18 protein-coding genes are annotated in these 22,686 nt (G+C 35.0%); 9 read left to right on the plus strand and 9 right to left on the minus strand.

The window, feature by feature from the left end; all coding sequences use genetic code 11:
- Positions 1–4 precede the first annotated feature (4 nt).
- Positions 5–1,447, minus strand: coding sequence for an LTA synthase family protein (locus J3U56_RS01080; RefSeq protein ID WP_267366382.1), 1,443 nt, complete (start codon positions 1,445–1,447; stop codon positions 5–7).
- 966 nt (positions 1,448–2,413) lie between these two features.
- Between J3U56_RS01080 and J3U56_RS01085 the strand changes: the two genes are divergently transcribed.
- From J3U56_RS01085 to glyA, 3 genes are all read left to right on the plus strand, one after another.
- Entirely contained in the window at positions 2,414–3,766 is a 1,353-nt protein-coding gene (locus J3U56_RS01085) for a hypothetical protein (RefSeq protein WP_267366384.1), read from the plus strand.
- Positions 3,767–4,058: 292 nt separating this feature from the next.
- Positions 4,059–4,622 (plus strand): hypothetical protein, encoded by a 564-nt coding sequence (locus tag J3U56_RS01090; RefSeq protein WP_267366386.1) that lies wholly within the window; start codon positions 4,059–4,061, stop codon positions 4,620–4,622.
- Between the two features lie 442 nt (positions 4,623–5,064).
- Positions 5,065–6,321, plus strand: coding sequence for a serine hydroxymethyltransferase (gene glyA / locus J3U56_RS01095; RefSeq protein WP_267333259.1), 1,257 nt, complete (start codon positions 5,065–5,067; stop codon positions 6,319–6,321).
- Positions 6,322–6,390: 69 nt separating this feature from the next.
- On the opposite strand, the gene J3U56_RS01100 is transcribed toward glyA, so the two are convergent.
- Complete coding sequence (locus tag J3U56_RS01100; RefSeq protein ID WP_267366388.1) at positions 6,391–8,559, minus strand: phage holin family protein; 2,169 nt, start codon at positions 8,557–8,559, stop codon at positions 6,391–6,393.
- Positions 8,560–8,757: 198 nt separating this feature from the next.
- On the opposite strand from J3U56_RS01100, the gene J3U56_RS01105 reads away from it, so the two are divergent.
- Positions 8,758–10,683: an ABC transporter ATP-binding protein gene (locus J3U56_RS01105; protein WP_267366390.1), complete on the plus strand. Its 1,926-nt coding sequence runs from the start codon at positions 8,758–8,760 to the stop codon at positions 10,681–10,683.
- A gap of 15 nt (positions 10,684–10,698) precedes the next feature.
- On the opposite strand, the gene J3U56_RS01110 is transcribed toward J3U56_RS01105, so the two are convergent.
- Positions 10,699–11,877, minus strand: a complete 1,179-nt coding sequence (locus tag J3U56_RS01110; RefSeq protein ID WP_416380246.1) for a sugar transporter — start codon at positions 11,875–11,877, stop codon at positions 10,699–10,701.
- A 140-nt stretch (positions 11,878–12,017) separates the two neighbouring features.
- Entirely contained in the window at positions 12,018–12,533 is a 516-nt protein-coding gene (gene tpx / locus J3U56_RS01115; protein ID WP_267333263.1) for a thiol peroxidase, read from the minus strand.
- A 264-nt stretch (positions 12,534–12,797) separates the two neighbouring features.
- Between tpx and J3U56_RS01120 the strand changes: the two genes are divergently transcribed.
- Both J3U56_RS01120 and J3U56_RS01125 read left to right on the plus strand, forming a co-directional pair.
- Positions 12,798–13,151: a DMT family protein gene (locus J3U56_RS01120; protein WP_267333264.1), complete on the plus strand. Its 354-nt coding sequence runs from the start codon at positions 12,798–12,800 to the stop codon at positions 13,149–13,151.
- Between the two features lie 233 nt (positions 13,152–13,384).
- Complete coding sequence (locus tag J3U56_RS01125; RefSeq protein WP_267343587.1) at positions 13,385–14,131, plus strand: acid phosphatase; 747 nt, start codon at positions 13,385–13,387, stop codon at positions 14,129–14,131.
- Positions 14,132–14,219: 88 nt separating this feature from the next.
- Here J3U56_RS01125 and apbC read toward each other — a convergent pair whose 3' ends face one another.
- Positions 14,220–15,287, minus strand: a complete 1,068-nt coding sequence (gene apbC, locus J3U56_RS01130; protein WP_267333266.1) for an iron-sulfur cluster carrier protein ApbC — start codon at positions 15,285–15,287, stop codon at positions 14,220–14,222.
- A 257-nt stretch (positions 15,288–15,544) separates the two neighbouring features.
- On the opposite strand from apbC, the gene metG reads away from it, so the two are divergent.
- Complete coding sequence (gene metG / locus J3U56_RS01135; RefSeq protein WP_267366394.1) at positions 15,545–17,572, plus strand: methionine--tRNA ligase; 2,028 nt, start codon at positions 15,545–15,547, stop codon at positions 17,570–17,572.
- 106 nt (positions 17,573–17,678) lie between these two features.
- On the opposite strand, the gene J3U56_RS01140 is transcribed toward metG, so the two are convergent.
- A complete protein-coding gene (locus J3U56_RS01140; protein WP_267366396.1) occupies positions 17,679–18,254 on the minus strand; it encodes a YcdB/YcdC domain-containing protein in 576 nt (191 codons plus the stop codon).
- Between the two features lie 96 nt (positions 18,255–18,350).
- Positions 18,351–19,514 (minus strand): MFS transporter, encoded by a 1,164-nt coding sequence (locus J3U56_RS01145; protein ID WP_267366398.1) that lies wholly within the window; start codon positions 19,512–19,514, stop codon positions 18,351–18,353.
- 147 nt (positions 19,515–19,661) lie between these two features.
- Between J3U56_RS01145 and J3U56_RS01150 the strand changes: the two genes are divergently transcribed.
- Complete coding sequence (locus J3U56_RS01150; RefSeq protein WP_267333270.1) at positions 19,662–19,964, plus strand: MerR family transcriptional regulator; 303 nt, start codon at positions 19,662–19,664, stop codon at positions 19,962–19,964.
- A gap of 140 nt (positions 19,965–20,104) precedes the next feature.
- On the opposite strand, the gene J3U56_RS01155 is transcribed toward J3U56_RS01150, so the two are convergent.
- Positions 20,105–20,884: an SDR family NAD(P)-dependent oxidoreductase gene (locus J3U56_RS01155; RefSeq protein ID WP_416379571.1), complete on the minus strand. Its 780-nt coding sequence runs from the start codon at positions 20,882–20,884 to the stop codon at positions 20,105–20,107.
- A gap of 123 nt (positions 20,885–21,007) precedes the next feature.
- Entirely contained in the window at positions 21,008–21,670 is a 663-nt protein-coding gene (locus J3U56_RS01160) for an NADPH-dependent F420 reductase (protein ID WP_267333272.1), read from the minus strand.
- A 103-nt stretch (positions 21,671–21,773) separates the two neighbouring features.
- On the opposite strand from J3U56_RS01160, the gene J3U56_RS01165 reads away from it, so the two are divergent.
- Entirely contained in the window at positions 21,774–22,664 is an 891-nt protein-coding gene (locus J3U56_RS01165) for a LysR family transcriptional regulator (RefSeq protein ID WP_267333273.1), read from the plus strand.
- The last annotated feature ends 22 nt before the right edge of the window (positions 22,665–22,686 follow it).

Below are 22,686 nucleotides of genomic sequence, written 5' to 3' on the forward strand. Positions count from 1 at the left end.
ATGCCTAATTCAACAGTTGAGCAGCTTGATTTAAACTAGCAATGCCCGATTTATTTTGTTCAATATACTGTTTTTTATCTAAATTTGGTTGAGTTAAATAATCGGTTAAAAATTTAACATTGCTGTTAATTTGAGCGCCATTTAAAATGAGCCTTGGTAAATCAATCTGATAAATGGTTTGATCAGGTGTTTTTTGTAAATCAACTGTTTGTGCGTTTGTGAGTAAATAAAGCTTACGTTCTTTTTCTGAAAGATGTTTTATCGTTGGGGTTGCAGAGCCCATCATTAAATGATCGGGAAAGATATAAAACACGGTGTTTTCAAGTAGTCCTTGATCTTTTAACTGCTTAATAAACTGACCAACATTATAGTCTAACGAAGCAGCAACAAATGACATATTATCGTCTTTCGGTGCAATCACCGATCGCATTCGTTCGTCATAAAAACCATTTGGCGCATGCGTTGAAATGGTTGAAATAAATAGCGCGAAGGGTTTACCTGAGCTATGCAAACTCGTTACCTGTTTGTGGGCTATATCTAATATATCTTTATCATATAAACCAAAAGGCGCATTAGGATATTGGCCAGCATAGTTTTTCTCAGAAACGACTTGCATGCCTAACAGCTCGGCTATGTGTCCAATACCCGCAAATTCAGGGCCAGCCATAACATAGCGCGTTTCATAGCCTGCTTGTTTGAGTACGTCACCTAAGCTGACTAATTGTGTTTTATTTGCGCTGGCCAGCGGTGATGTCGAATATTCACCAATTAAAAATGGCATGCCAGTCATATAAGTATACATTGAAGCTGTTGTCCAACTGCTACCAGGGCTCATTGGCATATTCGCAAAGAAGGTATAGTCTTGCCGTAGTTGGCGTAAATGTGGCGTAATATCAGTAAAATCAAAAAAACCTTGTTCAAACGATTCTAAAGATAGAACAATAATATTTTTACCTTTTTCACTAGTGATTTGTTGCTTAGTTGGATAATTGTCCATGTTTAATGCGTGTAGTGCCTGCTCAAATGATCGTTTAGGTGCACAGGTCACTTGATAGATCTCGTATATTCGGCTAAATGGACCGTTTTGATAACTTAATGAGATAATTGCTATTACGCCAATTAATATTCGGATCGATAATCGACATTTATGTTGGCACAAATTAGCTAACTTTGTCAGCAAATATATCAATATAAAAAATACCGCAATCACAAGTACGGCTTGTAATTTAAAGATAAACAGCCCTTCAATAATATCATTAACATTTAAATTAACGTAAAACTGATAATCGATAAATCCACCACTAAAATAGATCGAGGTCAGTTCCATCACAATAAAAACGGTCATTAATACTATGATCAATAGTTGCCATTTTTTTTGTTTAAATAATGAAGCGAAAAGAATAGTTAGTAGCAAAAAAGGTAAAATAACAAGGGTAGATAAAGGCATAAAAACGTGTTACTCAGCAATTAACTTTGCCACAGTATATACGTATTCTTGAAAAAATAAAAAAGTAACCAAGGGTGGTATAACGAACATTATATTCTATTATTGTTGGCCACTCAGCATTGGCGGTTAAAGTTATTAAAAAAAATTAATAATCTCTTTTTTATTTTTTTGATATTAAATTAATAGGTTAATAAAAAAAACAACGATAATATGAAGAATTTCACTGTTTTGTTGCTATTGGTTTTTTTACTTACTTCTGTTATCAAAGATTCTGACTATTATGCGTGACCTATAAATTTGAGAAATATGTGGATGAAGATAACATTGTCTATTAGAGGTTAGATGTATCGAAAACTAAAATAACTTAACTTGTTTTTGAATAAATAAAAAAAGATTATATAAACACAGTTATCATTCTGTTATTTTCTGAAAATAAAATAAAGCTTATGAAGTGATTGCTACTGGTAAAGCATCTTTCCGATCTATACAGTTTAATTTAAGCAATAAGATCGATAACGATACGGTATGTATTCACTTTTTAAATAAACAACAAACCTACAAATTACTATCAGCCATCATTAAAGTAGACTTTACAATTATTAACTATTTTATCATTGATGAGTTTGATTGTTTTTTTTATACTCGGTCAGTCAATATTATGACTGGCATACAATATTTGTTCAAAATTTAGTATAAAAGAACAATGGATTATTTAAAAAGGATTAAAAATATGTTAAAATACAGTTGTTTACGGGCCAGCCAGCCACATATAGAATAATTCACTTTTTTAGCGCGTTCGTTAGCGTTATTATTCCAGCCATAAAATCCTCTTTATTATTTTATTTTTTCATTAATCAATTTGTTGGTCGGTTAAAATTAGCCGTTTTATCCAAATTAGACTTATTAAAATTATTTATAAAACGACGTTTATTGTTAGTGTTTTTGTTATGTCCGGTGCTGTTTAGTATGCCCGTTTATGGATTGAGTTCACAAACAGCAAAGTCGATTAATGGTAGTAGTCCGTATTTAAGTTTTGACAATGGTAAGAGTGCTTCATCGACAATACTACCGTTGTTATCAATCACCTTACCAAAAAATAAGGTGATTTCGGCATTGGAAGACAATTCAAGTGCGACAGATCCTATTATGATAGATAAGGTGTCATCGACATTTAGTGATATTGTGACAAATATGCCGTTTGCAAATTATCCATCAACGACCTTAGCCAATGTGGTCGTGACAAATAATTATTGGCACGATCCGGATGGTGATAAATTATTTACGATAACGGGTAATATGCAAATAAAGTGGGAAAATGCGGCAGGAGAAGATGTCACCAATTATGTCAAGTCAAATCCGAATAGTGAGTTAGACTCGTGTAAATCGCCTTATAAATTAACACTCAGTGCAGATGCAGGTTCGTTAGCAACAAATTATGGGATCCCTTCAATAGGAAGCTTTACGGGGGGCAGCCATAGTTATTATCTTTACCCAAGTACGCCTAAAGTATGTTATGTTAAACCAAGCCTTGCATATGGTCGTCATTTCAATGATGAGGGTCTAGGTGGAGAGATTGCCGGTCCACCTAATATTTGGAATCCAGACCATGGTTTTCTTGTTCAATCTATCACGCCCGAGTCATATGGCATTAACTTTCCGACTACGGGTGCTGACAATTTATATTTTGATCTTGATATAAGCGGGACAGGAGCATTAAATTGGCCTGTAGTAACACATGGGGGGATCACAGCCACAATGATTCCAAATAGTAGTGGTACCAGTGTGCGAGTGACACTGACTGGACCTGTTGCAAGTGAGGCTCAAAAGCAAGCACTTACCCCTGGTATTATTCCAAAACCGAACTTACCTGCAACATTTGAGTTAGTGGGTAAAGATAATCAAGGTAAAGAAGTAATAAAATATGGGTTTGTGTTAAAGCAGTGGTTTGTTAATAGGGGACAAAATAAAGTTAGGTACGATAACGCAGAAACTTGGTGTGATAGCATAGGTTATCAGCTTCCAACAGTAAAAGATCTTACTAACGCCAATTGTCCATTTCTAGATGATCCAACTTGTCAACCAGCTGTACCAACATCGGATTACTCACTTTATCAGCGTTACATTGGGGCAAGTTTTTTAGCTGAGTGGGGCAAAATGGGAAATTATCCAAATGCAGATTTTAATAATAGCGAAACACCTCTATACTGGACAAGAGATCTTGGACAAAGTGATATTTATTATCGTGTTTACTTCGACGATGGAGGTATCTTCCCTTTTGGTAAAAGTAGTTTTGTCTATTCAGTATGTGTAGCTCCTTAGCAATCATTTATGTCGAGCATGTGTTTTAGATTTTTAAAAATTTGGGTTTAAAAAAGCAATAAAATTTAGGATGATAACACCGTTTTTTTATAATGTCTGTTTAATGAACAATAGTGTTTTCATTGAAATAAGGCTTATGTTATGGCATACACATGTGCGTATTATTTAGTGAATAAATATATCAAGTAATTTTATGGATGGATGAATTTTTTACTAGCAGAATACAAAATGAGCATTACTGATTTGATTAAAATTCATAATCACTATTGATTAGATAAAGGTGAAATGTAGTATGGATATAATTGATAAATTAGAGAAAAGTAATAGTCGCACTAGTATTTATTTTTTCAAACAAGGAATATTTGCGCAGTTGTATGGCATGTCGCTTTATTTGGCTAGAATAGAGTTAAATCTTTTGGTGAAAGTATGCGGTGTTCGTCATAAAAAAAGTGGTGGCGATCTTATTCTACGAGGTGGATTACCGGTTTCAACCTTAGAAAAACATTTTGGTCGTAGATTAATTCATCATGATTATGGTTATGAAATAAAGTTAACACATGAAATAGAGGATTTAGCAGATTATAACAGTTGGTATCTAAAGCAAAAAAATTATCTACTAAAGAAAGAAGAAATCGAGCGAAATAATAAAACAGAGCTAGTAGAGGCTGAAAAAAACTTAGAAGTATCAGCTTTGAGCAGAGAGTTAGCAGCCAGCAGGCAGCTAACACTCAGCGAGCAAGAGTATTATTTTTTAATGAATTGGCGGCAGGATAAATATCCATCATCAATAGAATCGGGTTTTATCCGAGGTTTGAAGGAAAAAATTTTATCACAGGGGCGAAGCCGTCTGAGATAAAATTTTTAGTATAAAAAACATGCATTTTTATTTTTTCAAATAATCTAAAATCTCAACACACTTTTTTTGAGAGAAAGTTATTCACACAATAATGAAATAGCCGATATCAAATCGGCTAAGCATGAAAACAATCCGCTAGTTAATTAACGATTTCACTCAACCAATCACTATTTATTCACATTTTTACTTATTATTTTATCAACGAGTTAATACCTAAGCGAAACTGACCTATCAATTCCTTTAGTAAGTGAATAATTAAAACTGTAGAGCAAAATAGCAAATCTCTTTTTCAGCATTTTTCATATAAATATTACTTATAATGATTAAAAAAAGATTGAAATTGCTGGTTAATTAAGTAACGATAATCGAACACGATTTTTTTTGAACATATTAATACAACAATTAGCCGCAAGGTCAATGTGATTGACAACAAGGAGCCAACATGTTTAGTAAAGAAATGACAATTGCCGATTATGATAAGGATTTGTGGGATGCGATTAAAGGTGAAGAACAACGACAAGAAGATCATCTCGAACTTATCGCATCAGAAAATTACACCAGCCCACGTGTGATGCAGGCTCAAGGCTCTCAACTGACCAATAAATATGCGGAAGGTTATCCCGGTAAACGATATTATGGCGGTTGTGAATATGTTGATATTGTTGAGCAATTAGCCATAGATCGTGCTAAAGCATTATTTGGTGCCGATTATGCCAATGTACAGCCCCATTCTGGGTCACAAGCTAACTTTGCTGTTTATACCGCACTTTTACAGCCCGGCGATACTGTTTTAGGCATGAATTTATCTGAAGGCGGTCACTTGACGCACGGCGCACCTGTTAGTTTTTCAGGTAAACTTTATAATATTGTTGCCTACGGTGTTGATGCTACCGGTCATATCGATTATGAGCAACTAGCTAAAATCGCTAAAGAGTCGCAACCTAAAATGATTATTGGTGGTTTTTCAGCTTATTCAGGTATTGTTGATTGGAAACGTATGCGTGAAATAGCTGATAGCGTAGGGGCATACTTTTTTGTTGATATGGCCCATGTTGCAGGTTTAGTTGCCGCAGGTGTTTACCCAAATCCAGTGCCTTATGCGCACGTTGTAACAACAACGACACACAAAACGCTTGGCGGTCCACGTGGTGGATTAATTTTAGCTAAAAATGGTAGTGAAGATCTTTATAAAAAATTAAACTCATCGGTCTTTCCTGGTGCACAAGGTGGTCCTTTAATGCATGTTATTGCAGCAAAAGCAGTTGCACTGAAAGAAGCGATGGAGCCAGAATATAAAATTTATCAACAACAAGTCGTAAAAAATGCACAGGCGATGGTTGAAGTTATTTTAAAACGTGGTTACAAAGTAGTTTCTGGCGAAACTAAAAACCACCTATTTTTAATTGATTTGGTTGATAAAAATATCACAGGTAAAGAAGCGGATGCTGCTTTAGGTAGTGCAAATATTACAGTGAATAAAAATAGTGTTCCTAAAGATCCACAAAGTCCATTTGTTACCTCTGGTGTGCGTATTGGTACGCCGGCAATTACCCGACGTGGTTTTAAAGAAGCCGAATCACGGGAACTCGCGAATTGGATGTGTGATGTGCTCGATAATATTGATGATGAGCAAACAATTCAAGCAGTAAAAGAAAAAGTGTTAACTATTTGTAAGCGACTACCGGTTTATCAACATTAATTTTGAATGATATTCGCCGGCCGCTAAGTCGGCGAAATTAATCGTCATAAATATATTTTATTCATGTTTTTATTTTTCTGAAGTTGTTGTGGTATTTTTTTGAACTGAAGACTTTTCCGGTTCTAAATATTGATTGAAATACCCTTTATACCAAAGCCATCCTCCACTTATAGCTATGCCAAGTACAATGGCTAACCAAAACGCTATAGTTAATTTTTTATTTCTTCTTTTTAATGGATCGCGTAAATTTCGTTTAGCGTTTTCCGGTAGTTCTGCTTTGCTGGTAAGTAATCTTCCTAATAATAGATTGATTTTTACTTGCCCGTTAATTGCCCAGCCGGAAGCTTCAAGTAAAGGACCAAGTGTTCTACGCCTTAATTTTAACCAAGCTAAAACAACAGAAGGACCTGAAATAATTAAAAACAGACCGATAAAAACCAGTGGAAATTGCCACCAAGTAAGTGAAAAAATAGCTTGAAATAGTGTGGCTAGTGCAGTACCTATGGCACCGACAGCTAAGCCTATCGCAGCAAAAATTCCGACACTTTTACCAATATCAAATTTTGTTTCTGGCTGTTGGATGACTTTTTCACTGGATTTTTCGATATCAGCATCTTTGCTTGTTGCCCATTTGTTAATTTGTTCCGTAATTAAACGCCCTATACGTTGATAAGGTGCCCATATTGCTTGTTGAATACTAATCGGTTTAGTAATCATTTTAACTACATTAGCATCCCAGTCATTGCCATCGTTGTCGATAAATACACCATTACGCCCCTCTATTAATAGATCACCTTGGCCCGCTGTGATTGCTGCTGCAATAGTCTGTTTTTCGCCTAGTCTGGTACATTCACAATAAAGTAGACATAACTCGGAGTAATTGGCCATCGTTGAGTGTTTAGCTATATTTTCTACTGCAACACACAATGTGGCACAACGACCGTCAATATAAAGTTTTCCTAATTGAAATGCGGCTCTTTTTTCAAGTGAAAAGAAATCAGCAAATGAAGCAAAGTTAACTAATAAACGATAAAGGTGTTTTTGAAAAAGCACCAGTTTTTCTAACACTAATACATCTGATGCTGAAATTGGTGTTTTATTGTCTTGATCAATCATTTTTTCAAATTCAAGCAATAAATCATCTATCGTCGTACCATTGAAAAGTTGATTTGGTATATCCTCTATACTTTCCGTTGGGTTGGTTGTGACATTTAATTTCACCATTTCCGGTTTAGAATTAATCAATGTAGCGTAACCTTCTAAACTATGTTGTATCGCTTTCCACTCTGATTGACTGAGTTGATTTGGATTAGTCAATGAAGTTGCAACTAATGTTTTAAATCGGCTAATTTTATCTTTCCAAAGCGGATTAAGACCATTGACTAAGTCAAGCGTAAGGCTGTTATCAATTTTAGATAAAGGTAATTGAGCGAGTGCTTCATTTGATAACAGTCCATTTTGATTTGGCACAATATACTTCTCATCAACATTGAGTGATGATTGTGCTTGGGGCGCATATTGCGCCAGTTCAACACGTAAAAAATAATCATCAATTTTAGGTTTAAGTAATTGGATTAATTTCCATATTTCTGCACGATCTGCACCAAAAGGTGTTTGGGTATTACTAATATCTGTTTGCCATTGTTGCCATATCTTGATATTGCTTGCAAAAGCCTTAGCGATGTCGAGCGTTATACCATCTTGCCCACTCATATCTTTTTCTGCACCAACAGTTTTAATGGCAAATTCAATAAAAGATTGCATTTGAGTTGATAATTGAGCCGATGCAGGAAAAATCAAGTCGCCATTATAGAGTTTACTTGCATTTATTTTAAACGATTGTTGTACATCATCTTGAGTCAAAGACTCTGCTTGATTTTTGCCTAGATTGGTTAAGATACTACGAGCGGTTATTAATAATTTTTTACCTTGTTCGGTCGATGTGTTGATCTCTGATAAAGGTAAGGTTGGGCGGCTTGTTAAAATATTATCAAAAGATACTAGTTTGTCTTTTATCCAATTAATTGCATTTAGAATGTCTGGAATACGAATCCGCCCATCGTTATCATCATCTAATAAAGCAAGCGTTCTTTCGTCAAAATCTAACCCTGTTGTAGGGCAACTTAATGCCACCCATAATTTGGGATCTAATTGTGGTAAATCAATAATATCGTCAGCACTTTTAAAAACGACTTGATCTAATCCACCCACACGTTGAAATGTCCACATATGGCTCATCATAACCTCCATAATGAAATATCATTGATAGTGATAAATAGTAAAAATATCGCAGTATTTATTTTTTAAAAGAAGAGCATTGAATGCTCACCATAGTGAAGCCTTTAATTACAACTTTGAAAATTGAATTTAGTTGCCTATTACAACTTTGTGATAGAATAACGCTTTATTATTTAATATCCAAATAAAACCAAAAATATGTCATTAATTAACCTTACAAATGCTTATCTTTCATTTAGTGATGCGCCCCTGCTTGATCATATTGATCTGTCGATTGAAGCAAATGAACGAGTTTGTCTTGTTGGACGTAATGGGGCAGGTAAATCGACGTTACTTAAAGTCCTTAATAAAGAAGTGCCTTTAGATGAAGGGCAAATTATTTATGAAAATAATGTTATTGTTTCACGCCTTCAACAAGATCCTCCTCGAGATATTCAAGGTAATGTATTTGATTTTGTGGCAGAAGGATTAAAAGATCAGGCGCAATTATTACGAGATTATTATGATTTATCTCATCAAATTGAGCAAAATCCAACAGAAAGTAATTTAACTAAGTTGGCAAAAATTCAAGAGCAACTTGATCATCAAAATGGTTGGCAACTTGATAATCGTATTCGTAATGTGATTTCATCACTTTCTTTAGATGGTGATGCATTATTGTCATCATTGTCGGGCGGATGGTTACGTAAAGCCGCTTTAGCCAAAGCGTTAGTTTGTCAACCAACGGTTTTATTACTTGATGAGCCTACCAATCATTTGGATATTGAAACGATTAAATGGTTAGAAGAGTTTTTAAAAAGTTTTAATGGCAGTATTGTTTTTATTTCTCATGACCGATCTTTTATTCGACAAATGGCGACGCGTATTATTGATTTGGATCGCGGTAAGGTTGCATCATGGGGTTGTGATTATGATAGTTATTTAATTGGCAAAGAAGAAGCATTACGCGTTGAAGAACTACAAAATGCCGAATTTGATAAAAAATTAGCTCAAGAAGAGGTTTGGATTCGTCAAGGTATTAAAGCACGCCGCACACGTAACGAAGGCAGAGTACGCGCCTTAAAAGCAATGCGGCAAGAGCATCGCGAGCGTCGTCAAGTGATGGGCAGTGCTAAGATGCAAATCGAAGAAGCATTAAGATCAGGTAAAATTGTTTTTGAACTTGATGATGTCAGTTATCAAATTGAAAAGAAACAATTAATCAACGATTTTACCGTACAAGTCTTAAGAGGTGATAAGATCGCGTTAATTGGACCTAATGGAGTGGGTAAAACGACATTACTAAAATTAATGTTAGGTGATTTAGTCCCAACATCCGGTCATGTTCATTGTGGAACCAAGTTAGAAGTTGCGTACTTTGACCAGTATCGATTAGAACTCGATCCCGAAAAAACCGTAATGGATAATCTTGCTGAAGGTAAGCAAGAAGTGATGGTAAATGGGCGCTCAAGGCATGTTTTAGGTTATTTACAGGATTTTCTATTTCCACCCAAACGAGCACGTACACCAGTAAGAGCATTATCCGGTGGTGAGCGTAATCGTCTGTTATTAGCAAAACTCTTTTTAAAACCAAGTAATTTATTAGTACTTGATGAACCAACCAATGATCTTGATATTGAGACGTTAGAATTATTAGAAGAACTTGTTAATGATTATCAAGGAACGGTTTTACTTGTTAGCCACGACAGGCAATTTGTGGATAATGTTGTCACGCAATGCTGGTTTTTTGAAGATCATGGTCATATTGGTATTTATGCAGGTGGTTACAGTGATGCTTTACAACAACAGCAACAAGCCAATCCCGTTAAAGCACAAATACCCCTTAATCAGTCGAGTAAATCAACTAACAACGAAGCTAATATAGTTGTTGATAATAAAGATCAAACCACTAAAAAGAGAGTCAAACTGAGTTATAATGAGCAACGTGAATTGACCCAATTACCAATTAAGATTGAGCAACTAGAGGTGGCTATTAGTGATTTACAAACACAAATAGGTCATAGTGACTTTTTTAACCAACCTCATGACGTTACCAGCAAAATATTACAAGATTTGGCCGATAAAGAAGCTGAGTTAGAAACTGTATTTACACGCTGGGAACAACTTGAATCGTTAAGTCAATAAGCGCTTGTTTAGCGCTTATTTTGCTAATAACCAAATTCGTTTGGATAATAAGAAGAATAAAAGTAATGCAATAATAACAAAAATTGAGCCAACAAAGCCAATGTAATGGGTTGAGAGTACAACTAAAACTTGGCTACCGACAAAAGCGCCGCCACCAATTCCGATATTGTATATACCTGAATAGACCGATGTGGCAATATCTGCGGCATCAGGCGCAGCGTCAATCACTTTGCTTTGCATTACCATACCAATAATAGTTATCGAAAGCCCCCATAACATACTTTGCATAATGGCAGTATAAAGGCTTAAAGCACAAACATATAAAGACAATAAACAAATTATTAGCCCTATCATCGGTAAGACGAGAATTGCAATAGGGTATTTGTCAGCATAGCGAGCAAATAGTATGCTACCTATCATGCCTGAAAATCCAACAGCTAATAATATAATGACAATAACATGTTGACTAAAACCGCCCACTTTCATCATAAATGGTGTGATATACGTGTAAGCAGTAAAATGACCGGTGATAATTATCGCCGTCAATAAATAGATATTCAAAAGAACAGGGCGTTTTAACACTTTTGGAATGTCTTTTAGTGAAATGACATTTAAGCTCGGCACTTGAGGCAATAAGTAGAGTAATAACACCATAATTGAAAATGCAATGATACTGATGCATAAAAAGGTTGCTCGCCATCCCACGAGTTGTCCTATCATTGTACCAATTGGAATACCTAATACGGTAGCCATTGATGTACCCACAACAATAAAACTCATTGCTTGTGCCCGTTTGCCATTTGGCGCTAATCGAACTGCTAATGGCGTAGTGATAGCCCAAAAAACGGCATGCGCACAAGCAATACCAATTCTCGCCACCATTAAACTATAAAAATTCCAAGCAAAACCCGCTAAAATGTGACTACAAATAAACAAACAAAAAAGTCCTGCTAATAATTTTCGTCTTTCCATTTTTGAAGTCAATACTGTCAATGGCAAAGACAATAACGATACCGCCCAAGCATAAATGGTTAATAAAAGCCCAGCATGAGCAACATCCATCGAAAAACTTTCAGCAATGTTGGGTAGTAATCCAACGGGCACAAATTCAGTGGTGTTGAAAATGAATCCAGCAAAAGCCAGACAAAGTATCGACGACCAAATTCGAGACCGTTTATTGGCATTATTCATGATATAACTTTATTGAAGGGATAAATTGATTTTCAATAATTATAACTGAATATTGTTAGTTATTAAACGGATAGGTAGCATAAATCTTGCTTAGCTATGCCATCTATAATCTTTAGATGACATAGCTTTCATAATGGGTAAAATTAGTTTGTTAACGCTGTGACTGCGGCTAACACTTTATCGTAATTAGGTTCGTCCGACGTTTCTTTAACATATTCAACATAAGCGATTTTATCATGTTTATCAACGACAAACACAGCTCTTGTAAGTAATCGTTTTTCTTCAATAACAACACCATATTTTAAACCAAAATCCAGATCTTTGTGATCTGATGTCACTTTTACTGCATCAATTCCTTCGGCCGCGCAGTATCGATTTAATGCAAATGGCAGATCGACACTGACAGAGAATATTACGACATCTTTTAATTTTGCAGCTTCAACATTAAAACGGTGAACTTGCGCACTGCACACAGAAGTATCAATTGATGGCACTGAATTAATTATTCTAACCTTGCCTTTAAAATCGGATAATTTTATCGGCTCCATTTTACTATTTTCAACAGTAAAATCTGGTGCTGTATCACCAATTGTTATTTTTGGTCCTAGCAAAGTAACAGGCGTTCCTTTCATCGTGACTTCATTAACTCGTTTTTGCATAGCTGTCTCCTAATTTTTAGTGTCACATTAACTTAATAGTGGTAGAAATAAGATGGAAAGGTGAGGATAGAAAAACTCTCCTTACTATAAAGCTAGATTAAAAAATCATCAATAGTATGACAAGGTGAATAATGATGATTTACCCAATTAATAAAATTGCTAAAAACATTGTGATGTAAACGCAATGGTTATTTATCCATTTTGCAGCTTTATTAGGTGTAGGTATATAATGTTATTTCCCTTTCTACTACTTTATTGATTATTATGAGCCAACTTCTTATCACTGTGTGTTTACTTACTTTTAGTAATATTTTTATGACTTTTGCTTGGTATGGACATTTACGTTTTTTACATAATCAAGCTTGGATAGTTGCTGTTTTTATAAGTTGGGGTATTGCATTATTTGAATATTTATTACAAGTCCCTGCTAATCGAATTGGTTTTCAAGTCGCGACAGCGGGTCAGTTAAAAATTATTCAAGAAGTGATTAGTTTGTCTGTGTTTATTCCATTTTCAATTTACATTTTAAAAGAACCATTCAAAACGGATTATATTTGGGCCGGTTTATGTTTGCTTGGCGCTGTATTTTTTATGTTTCGAGATAAGATCTTGGCTTAATAGACTTTCACAACCTGAATCAATATGTGACACTTATCACATAATAAAAATCCGACTGTTTATTCCTAAAATAATTCAATTTAAGATTGGCTGACTGCGAAGTGGTCAATCTGATTAAATAGTGTTTTAACAACGTATTATCGAAATTTTTTATTACTTGAAGAAACTAACAAGGCAATTTGTTTCATAGACTATATTGATAGTGTAATGCCAAGTTTAGTAAGGAGATGTATATGAAACAACTTTTTGTCAAAAGTATTATTATTGGTTGTTTATTTTGTGCAAATACTTTTGCGGCAGGCGTTAAAGATGTCACTACCGATCCGCAAGATTTTTATCTTAAAGAAGATCAAGCACCTGATAGTCTATTATTGCTACCGCCTCCACCATCTTATAATAGTATTGATTTTTTGAGAGATAAAGCTCAATATGATTGGGGAAAATCTATGCGTAATACCGAGCGCGGTCATCAAGCCTATTTAGATGCCGATTCCAGTAAAGATAATGTTACTAAGCAGTTTTCGCCATCTTTTGGTCACGAAATATCAATCACAACAACTCCTGAGATTTATAAACTAATTACCACAATGAAAGAAGATGCGGGGGATCTCGCCACACGTTCAGCGAAAAACCATTATAACCGAGTCAGGCCCTTCTCTTTTTTTAACGAACCAACTTGTCGCCCTGAAGACGAAAAAACTTTATCCACTAATGGTTCATATCCGTCAGGTCACACCACAATGGGGTTTGCTATTTCGCTAGTGTTGGCTGAGATAAATCCTGAGCGTCAAAATGAAATTTTAAAACGTGGTTATGAGATTGGTGAAAGTCGGGTAATTTGTGGCTATCACTGGCAGAGTGATGTGGATGCCGCTAAAGTGATGGCAGCAGCAGTTGTCGCGCAATTACATACTAATCCTGCATTTAATCAGCAATTAGCTAAAGCTAAAACAGAATTTAGTCATTTAAAAAAACATTGATCTAAAATTTAACTTAGCGTTATTAAGTTGTGATGAATAATTCGCAATGAAATTGGCTTTTAATTATAAAAAGCCAATTAATTAACCCTTATACTGCTTTAAATGATATATCTGGCAAAATAGTTTCACCTTGCCAATAAAGTTCACTGGCAATTAAGCTGGCTATTTGACAATAAAGTTGTGTAAAGTCACTTTCAGGGTGACTAATTACAGTTGGTTTGCCAGAATCGAGATCTTGTCGTAACATTTTATGTAGGGGTATTTGGCCCAATAATTTAGTGTGATATTGCTCGGCTAAATGTTTAGCGCCACCTTCTCCAAAAATAGCTTCATGATGACCACAATTTTCACAGATGTGATAACTCATATTTTCAACAATTCCCAGCGTTGGAATGTTGACTTTATTGAACATGGTAATGCCTTTTTTAGCGTCAATTAAAGCAATATCTTGTGGCGTTGTAACAATAACCGCGGCTGTCACAGGAATACTTTGTGCAAGAGTTAATTGTATATCGCCAGTGCCTGGCGGCATATCGATAACTAAATAATCGAGTTCGGGCCAAAGTGTATCTTGTAAAATTTGTAGCAATGCTTTACTTGCCATTGGTCCTCGCCATACCATAGCACCATCAGCATCAACTAAATAACCAATAGAGTTACTCGCTAATCCATATGCCATAATAGGGCTCATATGTTTATTATCAGGGGTTAATGGTTGTTGTTTTTCTGTGCCTAACATTGTTGGAATAGAAGGACCATAGATATCAGCATCTAAAATGCCAACTTTAGCGCCTTGTGCTTGTAACGCAAGGGCAAGATTAATTGCTGTTGACGATTTACCAACTCCGCCTTTTCCTGAGCTAACAGCAATAATGTTTTTAATATTTTTAACTGCATGTTGGCTATTGGCACGTTTTAAAGTGGCTATGTTATAGTCAAGCTGCCAATTCACATGGTTAACATTATCTAACTTAAGTAACTCAGGCGTTAACTTAGCTTTTAACTCTTCAAAAGCAAGTCCCCAAGCAAATGGCATGGTTAAATGAATTGAAAGTGACTCATCAACATATTCACACCGCTTAACCGCACCAAGTGCAACTAAATTTTTTTGTAAAGTAGGATGGGTAAATGTTTCAAGAATCTGTTTTGCTTCCATGTTTTTTGACCTTAAATTTTGTGTACCAGATTTCTACTTATATTGTTTTAAATTATTAGTATTTCAAGTACGATGACAAACAGTTATCTAATCGATAAATTAAGTATTGCCATTTTATATGATTAATTATGCCTATTACACTTTGAATTCATGTTGAATTTGAGAGAAATGTTATTAAATTATGGCATAAATCTAGCGATAATCCCACGATTGATGTACTATTTCCGCCATTATGTAATAAAAGGTAATTAATCGACATGACAACAAAACGCAAAATATTGGTGACTTGTGCGCTTCCTTACGCAAATGGTTCAATTCACTTAGGGCATATGCTTGAGCATATTCAAGCTGATGTTTGGGTACGTTATCAACGTATGCGTGGTAATGAGATCTATTTTATTTGTGCTGACGATGCGCATGGTACGCCAATCATGCTTAAAGCTCAGCAATTAGGTATGACACCAGAGCAAATGATTACAGACGTTAACATCGAGCACCAACGAGATTTTGCTGGTTTTAATATTAGTTACGATAATTACCACTCAACGCATAGTCCTGAAAATCGTGAAATATCAGAGCAAATTTATAAAAAGCTAAAAGCTAATGGCTATATTAAAACTAAAGTTATTTCACAATTATTCGATCCCGAAAAACAGATGTTTTTACCTGATCGTTTTGTGAAAGGGACTTGCCCTCGTTGTAAATCACCAGACCAATATGGCGATAATTGCGAAGTTTGTGGTGCAACCTATAATCCGATTGATTTAATCAATCCGCAATCGGTGGTATCTGGTGCAACGCCGATTATGAAAGATTCTGAGCACTTCTTTTTTGACTTGCCTGCGTTTTCCGATATGTTACAAGCGTGGATTCGTTCAGGCACACTACAAGATCAAGTGGCTAATAAAATGCAGGAGTGGTTTGAAGCAGGATTACAACCATGGGACATTAGCCGTGATGCGCCTTATTTTGGCTTTGAAATTCCAGACGCACCAGGTAAATATTTTTATGTTTGGTTAGATGCGCCAATCGGTTATATGGGCTCTTTCCTCAATTACTGCAATAAACATAATAAACCGATTTTTGATGAGTTTTGGAACAAAGACTCAACAACTGAACTTTACCATTTTATCGGTAAAGATATTGTTTACTTCCATAGCTTGTTTTGGCCGGCAATGTTAGATGGTAGCGAACATCGTAAACCTTCCAATATTTTTGTGCATGGTTATGTGACAGTCGATGGCGCTAAAATGTCAAAATCACGCGGTACCTTTATCCAAGCAAGTACCTATTTAAAACATTTAGATCCTGACTGTTTGCGTTACTATTATGCCGCGAAATTATCACCACATATTGATGATATCGATTTAAACTTAGAAGATTTTGTTCAACGTGTAAATAGTGATTTAGTTAACAAAGTGGTGAATATTGCCTCGCGTTCGGCAGGCTTTATTAGTAAACGGTTTGACGGTAAATTATCTGATAATCTTGCTGAACCCGAACTTTATGCGTTATTTGTCGAAAAATCAATCGTGATTGCTGACTACTTTGAACAACGTGAATCAGGGAAAGCAATACGTGAAATCATGGCACTGGCTGATGAAGCCAATCGCTATATTGATGAAAAAGCGCCATGGGTAGTGGCTAAACAAGAGGGGCAGGAGCAAACTCTACAAGATATTTGCTCAATGGGTATTCATCTATTCCGTATTTTGATGACTTATTTAAAACCAATCGTGCCGTCATTAGCACAGCGCACCGAAGAATTTTTAGATAGCCAATTAGCGTGGGATTCGATTAATCAACCTTTAATTGGACACACTATTAACCGATTTAAAGCCCTATTTAACCGTATCGATATGGATAAAATTACTGCTATGATTGACGAAACAAAACAACAAGCTGCATTAGCGACACCAGCTAAAGAAAACGTCGCCGAACCTATTGCTGACACGATCAATTTTGATGATTTTGCCAAAGTGGATATGCGCGTTGCCTTAATTAAAAATGCAACTGTTGTTGACGGCTCTGATAAGTTATTGCAGTTAACACTTGATATTGGTGACGAAACTCGCAACGTATTTTCGGGCATTAAACAGTTCTATCCAGATCCAGCGGTTTTAGTTGGTAGATTAACCATTATGATCGCCAACTTGGCTCCACGTAAGATGCGCTTTGGTATTTCAGAAGGGATGGTACTATGTGCAAGTGGTAAAGACGATAGCGAAGGTGTTTACTTATTATCGCCAGATAGCGGAGCAAAACCGGGTATGCGAATTTCGTAACTGTTTATATTATTCACATCTTAACAAGTTAAACATTAAAGCTTGTTAAGATGTTTTTAAGTAGATATTTAAATGAAATTGCACCTCACTACGATGGTTAGTTGAATTATAAATTTTTACTTAACCAACTATCGTGCAACCATTTTTGTGTTTGGCGACCTGCACGAATAAAGTCCCATTCAACATCCCTTTCAAAAACCATTACTGTTTCGTCTGGTGCAATAATTGTCCAAAAGTAAAGACCTGTATTTAAATCACGGCATTTTACCTTCATACCTGTCAACGTCACTTTTTTTCCGTCAACAATGATTTGTTCATCATGCGTATCTATCCAATTATTGTTAAAGTTGTTTAATAAATCGGGTGCATAAGTTTCTAGAAATTTAAGTGTAATGGATAAGGCTTTATCTTTATCAACTTGCGCTTTAGATGATTGATATTTCGGCAATAATCTAACAAATCCTTCTAATTTCCCGGTATTATTATCCAATAAAAATGAGATATGCTGGTTATGAAGTTGCATGGTTTCTTGCGGTTCAAAACGATATAGTGTCACTGGTTGTTGATTGTGCATTACTTCAATAGTTAAAACTAACTTAAAATTAAGTTCATTATTATCTAATAGTTGTTGTAAATTGGGTGCAGCTTGGGTACTGATGTTTGTTAACTCTATTAAGGCCATCGTATTTTCCTTTGTTTGGTGCAATTGTTGAGCATAGCATGTTGAATAACAAAAACTTAATATTAGTATCAGTTTGATTAATCGTTCTATCATAAATCAATTCCTTATGATGAGGGTTAAATTGATGATGAGTTGGATTGCGCAGAGTAAAAGTAAAAGAGAAAGCGCGGTTATTAGTACAAAAGGGTTAATTAAAGACGGTAAAAATGCTCCAAGACTTACACCAATAAACAAAATACAAGTATATAGTGATGTTGCAATACCTCTATCTTTGATCTCTGATTGTGTTGCTACATATACAATCATAGAAGGAATAGCATAGGCAAGACCAATGATGAATATGAAATGAGAGAGATAGAGGATAATTAATGTGTTAATTTGATCATTTATAAAAAATGCCTGTATCAATAATGTTAATGCCATTACGCAAAGCGCTATTGCTAGCACATATGCGGGTTTGATCACTTTAAATAGATAACTTGCGGTTAAACTAAATAACATAGCAACAATGCCAATGCTTCTTAAAGTTGGAATATGGCTGATAAGCGAGTTACGATATAATACGGAATAAAGTGCAACAAAACCGAGTAAAACGAATAATGAGCAGAGATATACTGGAAACAATTTTTTATTGATCAGTATAGTTGGTAACTTAGACAATATTGTAATAAGCGTTGTACTTGGTACGGCCAGATTATTTTTTTCGCTTTTTAAGTGATAGACGTAAAAAATAGTGGCACCACTCGCATAAATACCGCCTAAAAACCACATTGCATAAAGCAGTGAGTTTGAAATCAATAACGACCCTAACCATTGCCCAATTGTTGCTGCAAGTAAAAATGCACAACTAATTATTGATATCGCTTTAGATTTTGAGCTGTCAGGTAGGTTAATCGAAATCCACGCTAAAGCAACAGGCGGAAACGAGGCGGCGCAAAAGCCCTGAGCTGAACGAGTAAGCAGTAGTAAATAGTAGTTTGCTAGCAGTGGTAAGATAAAACTAACGCAGGCAAGTAATAGCAGACCAATGATCAACGTGAGATCCTTGCCGATTTTGTCTGATAAACTTCCCCAGACAATCAGTCCGATAGCGTAGAAAATGCCAAAAAAGGTGGTTAATAATCCAATATTATCGGTACTTGCGTGAGTCACAAAAAGTAATAGATTGCTTGAGACAGGCATTAATATATAAAGTTGACTCACAACGGCCAGTGCAATAAGTGGAATGTAAAAGGTACCTATAATTAATTTATATTTCATGTTAAGCTCTAAATGTTCAATAATTGTAGTTAAAGTGCAATTATTGAATTATAGAGTCATTTTTATCTTAAATACAACATTATTTGTTGTTTAAAGATATTGTGCCTTATAATAAGTGCTTATTTTGATTATAAACAGGTTTTCGGCATGGGTGATAATTCATTAAAAAATACGTATGATGACTTTTTATCAACAGTGATTGTTGGTATTGGGGAAGTTTCTGAAATGACTAAAATTCCAGTGAGAAAATTACGTTATTGGGAAGAAAAAGGCATCATCAAAACAGTTGACCCACAATCTAAATCTCGCCAATTTGATTTAGCCAATATTAAAAAGATAATTCTTATTCAAGAATTGATTGATGATGGATATTCATTAGATGGCGCAGCGAAGAAAGTTGAAGAAAGGTTTGCTAAAATTGGCTCATTGATGAGTTTAATTCAGATGTAACAACAGGTTTTTTTAGACACTAGCTGTTAAGCTACCATTTATTTAAATTAGGTTTAAAAAAACTCAAAACGATAACAATGTTATGGTTTTGAGTTAGTTTTTATTCAAATATCATTCAATAGTAATATGGCATCATCTTACTATTTTTGATTTTCAGCTGGATTGCCTGAATAAGGGAATAGGCCATCTTTAAGTGAGAATGAAAAGTCTTTAGTGCTAATTTCACCAACGACTTTATCACTATCGTATAACGCTAACAAAAATTGTGCCATTTGTTCGGCTGAATGATATTTAGCAAAGCTTTTATTGTAGTCATAATCTGTGACATTGTTAGCTTTTTGTCCAAACTCTGTTTTGGTTGCCGCAGGCGCCAGCACTTTAGCTTGTAATGGCGCTTTAGCTTGTTTTAATTCGTGAGCTAAACCTTCAGTGAATGCACTAACATAAAATTTAGTTGCACAGTATGTGACCGCATTTGGTACTATTGTGTATCCGCCTCTTGATGAAAGATTAATTATTTGAGTATTTGCTTGATCTTGATATTTACGCACATACAGCGTTGATAGAATTGTTAATGCTTCGATATTTAAATGTAGCATTGATTCTATTTTATTTAAGTCCTGCTCTTTAACACTTCCATAATTGCCAAAACCTGCATTGTTAATCCAAGTCTCGATAAAATATTGATCAAGATCTTGAAAAAGTGAATGTACATTACTGGCTACTGATAAATCACATAATTTTATAATGACATCGACCGCTGGGTTGATCTCTGCAATTTTGTTTTTAAGATCAATTAATTGTTCTTCCCTTCTTGCAATAAGAATAAGGGATTTGTTGCGTTTAGCAAATTCAAGTGCTGTTGCATAACCTATACCAGAGCTCGCACCTGTTATAGCTGTGTATCTTTTATCTGTCATATTCATATTTTATTTCCATTAAAACGATTATTAAATTTAATTTGTCTAGTAATTAAATAAAACGGCTAATTGTCATTTTTTTAATATTAAAGCATTAGAGATAATTGAATTGTATTTCTTAATTTAAGATTTCCATGAATTATGTGGTAATTCATCTTCTTTGGTCGCTTTTGCTAAAGCTTCTTTTAATTGTTCACGATTAAGTGAAATGCAATAAGCTGGTTTAGCTCGTTCAAATCGCCAGCTTTCTGATAAATTGCCAACATCAATATAATCATAGCCAATTTGGTCAAGTAACTGACAAACTATCTGTTTGCTCGGCATATCATTACCAGCGACAGGCAGCGCTCTTCTGTTAACTTTATCATTTGGTTTCGCATCTTTAACGATATCTTTTGCAAGAATAGCATTGAATGCTTTGACTACTTTCGATTGATTAAGGTGTTGAGCGACAAGTTCGCTGGTTGTTATTTGATGATTATCCAATAACTCAAAATGACCATCCCTGTCAGGATAGTAGTTCATGGTATCAATAATAATTTTGTTACTTAGTAAATCTGTTGGTAACTGTTTATAGTTAGCAAATGGTATTGCAGTTACGATGATATCACTAAATTCTATGGCTTCTTGTTGACTGCCGATTTGACAACCTATCGCGCTTGCCACGCTGTAAAGTGTGTTTTTTCCTCTTGAGTTACTTAGCATAACTTGATACCCAGATTCTATAAATAATTTTGCACAAGCTTGACCAATAAAGCCAGCGCCAATAATCGATATTTTTTTCATTTTGTATTTCCATTAAATAAATAAAGTTGTTGTATTATCTTTATAAAATAATAGATAATAAATACGATAATAATTGATTTATTAACAACTAGGAGTTGATAATTTGGATTTATTAAAGTGCATGGAAGCGTTTGTTGTGACAGTAAAAACAGGATCTTTTGTTGCTACATCTGTTTCATTAAATACTTCACCTCAAATGGTCACTAAATATATTTCTTATCTAGAAAAATACATTGGTTTAAAGCTACTTAATCGAACAACACGTTCACAGCATTTAACTGAATTTGGCAAACAATATTATGAGCGGTGTTTGTTTATCCTTGATGAAGTTAAAGCAACAAAAAATCTTGCCCAGCAATTTAGTGAAGAGCCTAATGGTCGATTAAGAATCAGTGCGCCAGTCAGCTTTGGTCATTTCAATTTAATTCCAGTTATTAGCTGTTTTATGAAGCGTTATCCCAAGGTAAATATTGATCTTCAATTAAGTGATCGTTATGTTGATTTGGTTCAGGATGATTTTGATGCGGTGTTTCGTATTGGGGTATTAGATGATTCAAGCCTAATTGCTCGTAAACTCAAATCTTTTCAACTTATTTTTGCTGCTGCACCAAGTTATTTGGCTAAATATGGAATACCATCAGTGCCCAATGATATAAAAAAACACCAATGTTTGATTTATCAATATGTTAATCCAACAAGAAAAGATCATCTTTGGTCTTTTAAAGTTAATGGTCAAGTGATTAATCTTCCTATATCCGGAATGTTACAAAGTAATGATACCTTCGCCTTAGCACAAGCCGCCATTCAAGGATTGGGAGTAACGATGTTACCTGAGTCAATGCTAAGTGAAGCAATTAAACAACAAAAATTATTACCCATTCTACAGGAGTATTTACCACCACCTAGAGAAGTTCATCTACTTTATACAGCGGATAAACGCCAGCTGTTGAAATTAAAGATGTTTATTGAATTTATAGTAGATAAGATGGCTTAGCTTATTTGATGCTGTTTACTGT

Origin of the sequence: Gilliamella sp. B2824 (genome assembly GCF_026536245.1) — a bacterium.
GTDB lineage: Bacteria > Pseudomonadota > Gammaproteobacteria > Enterobacterales > Orbaceae > Gilliamella.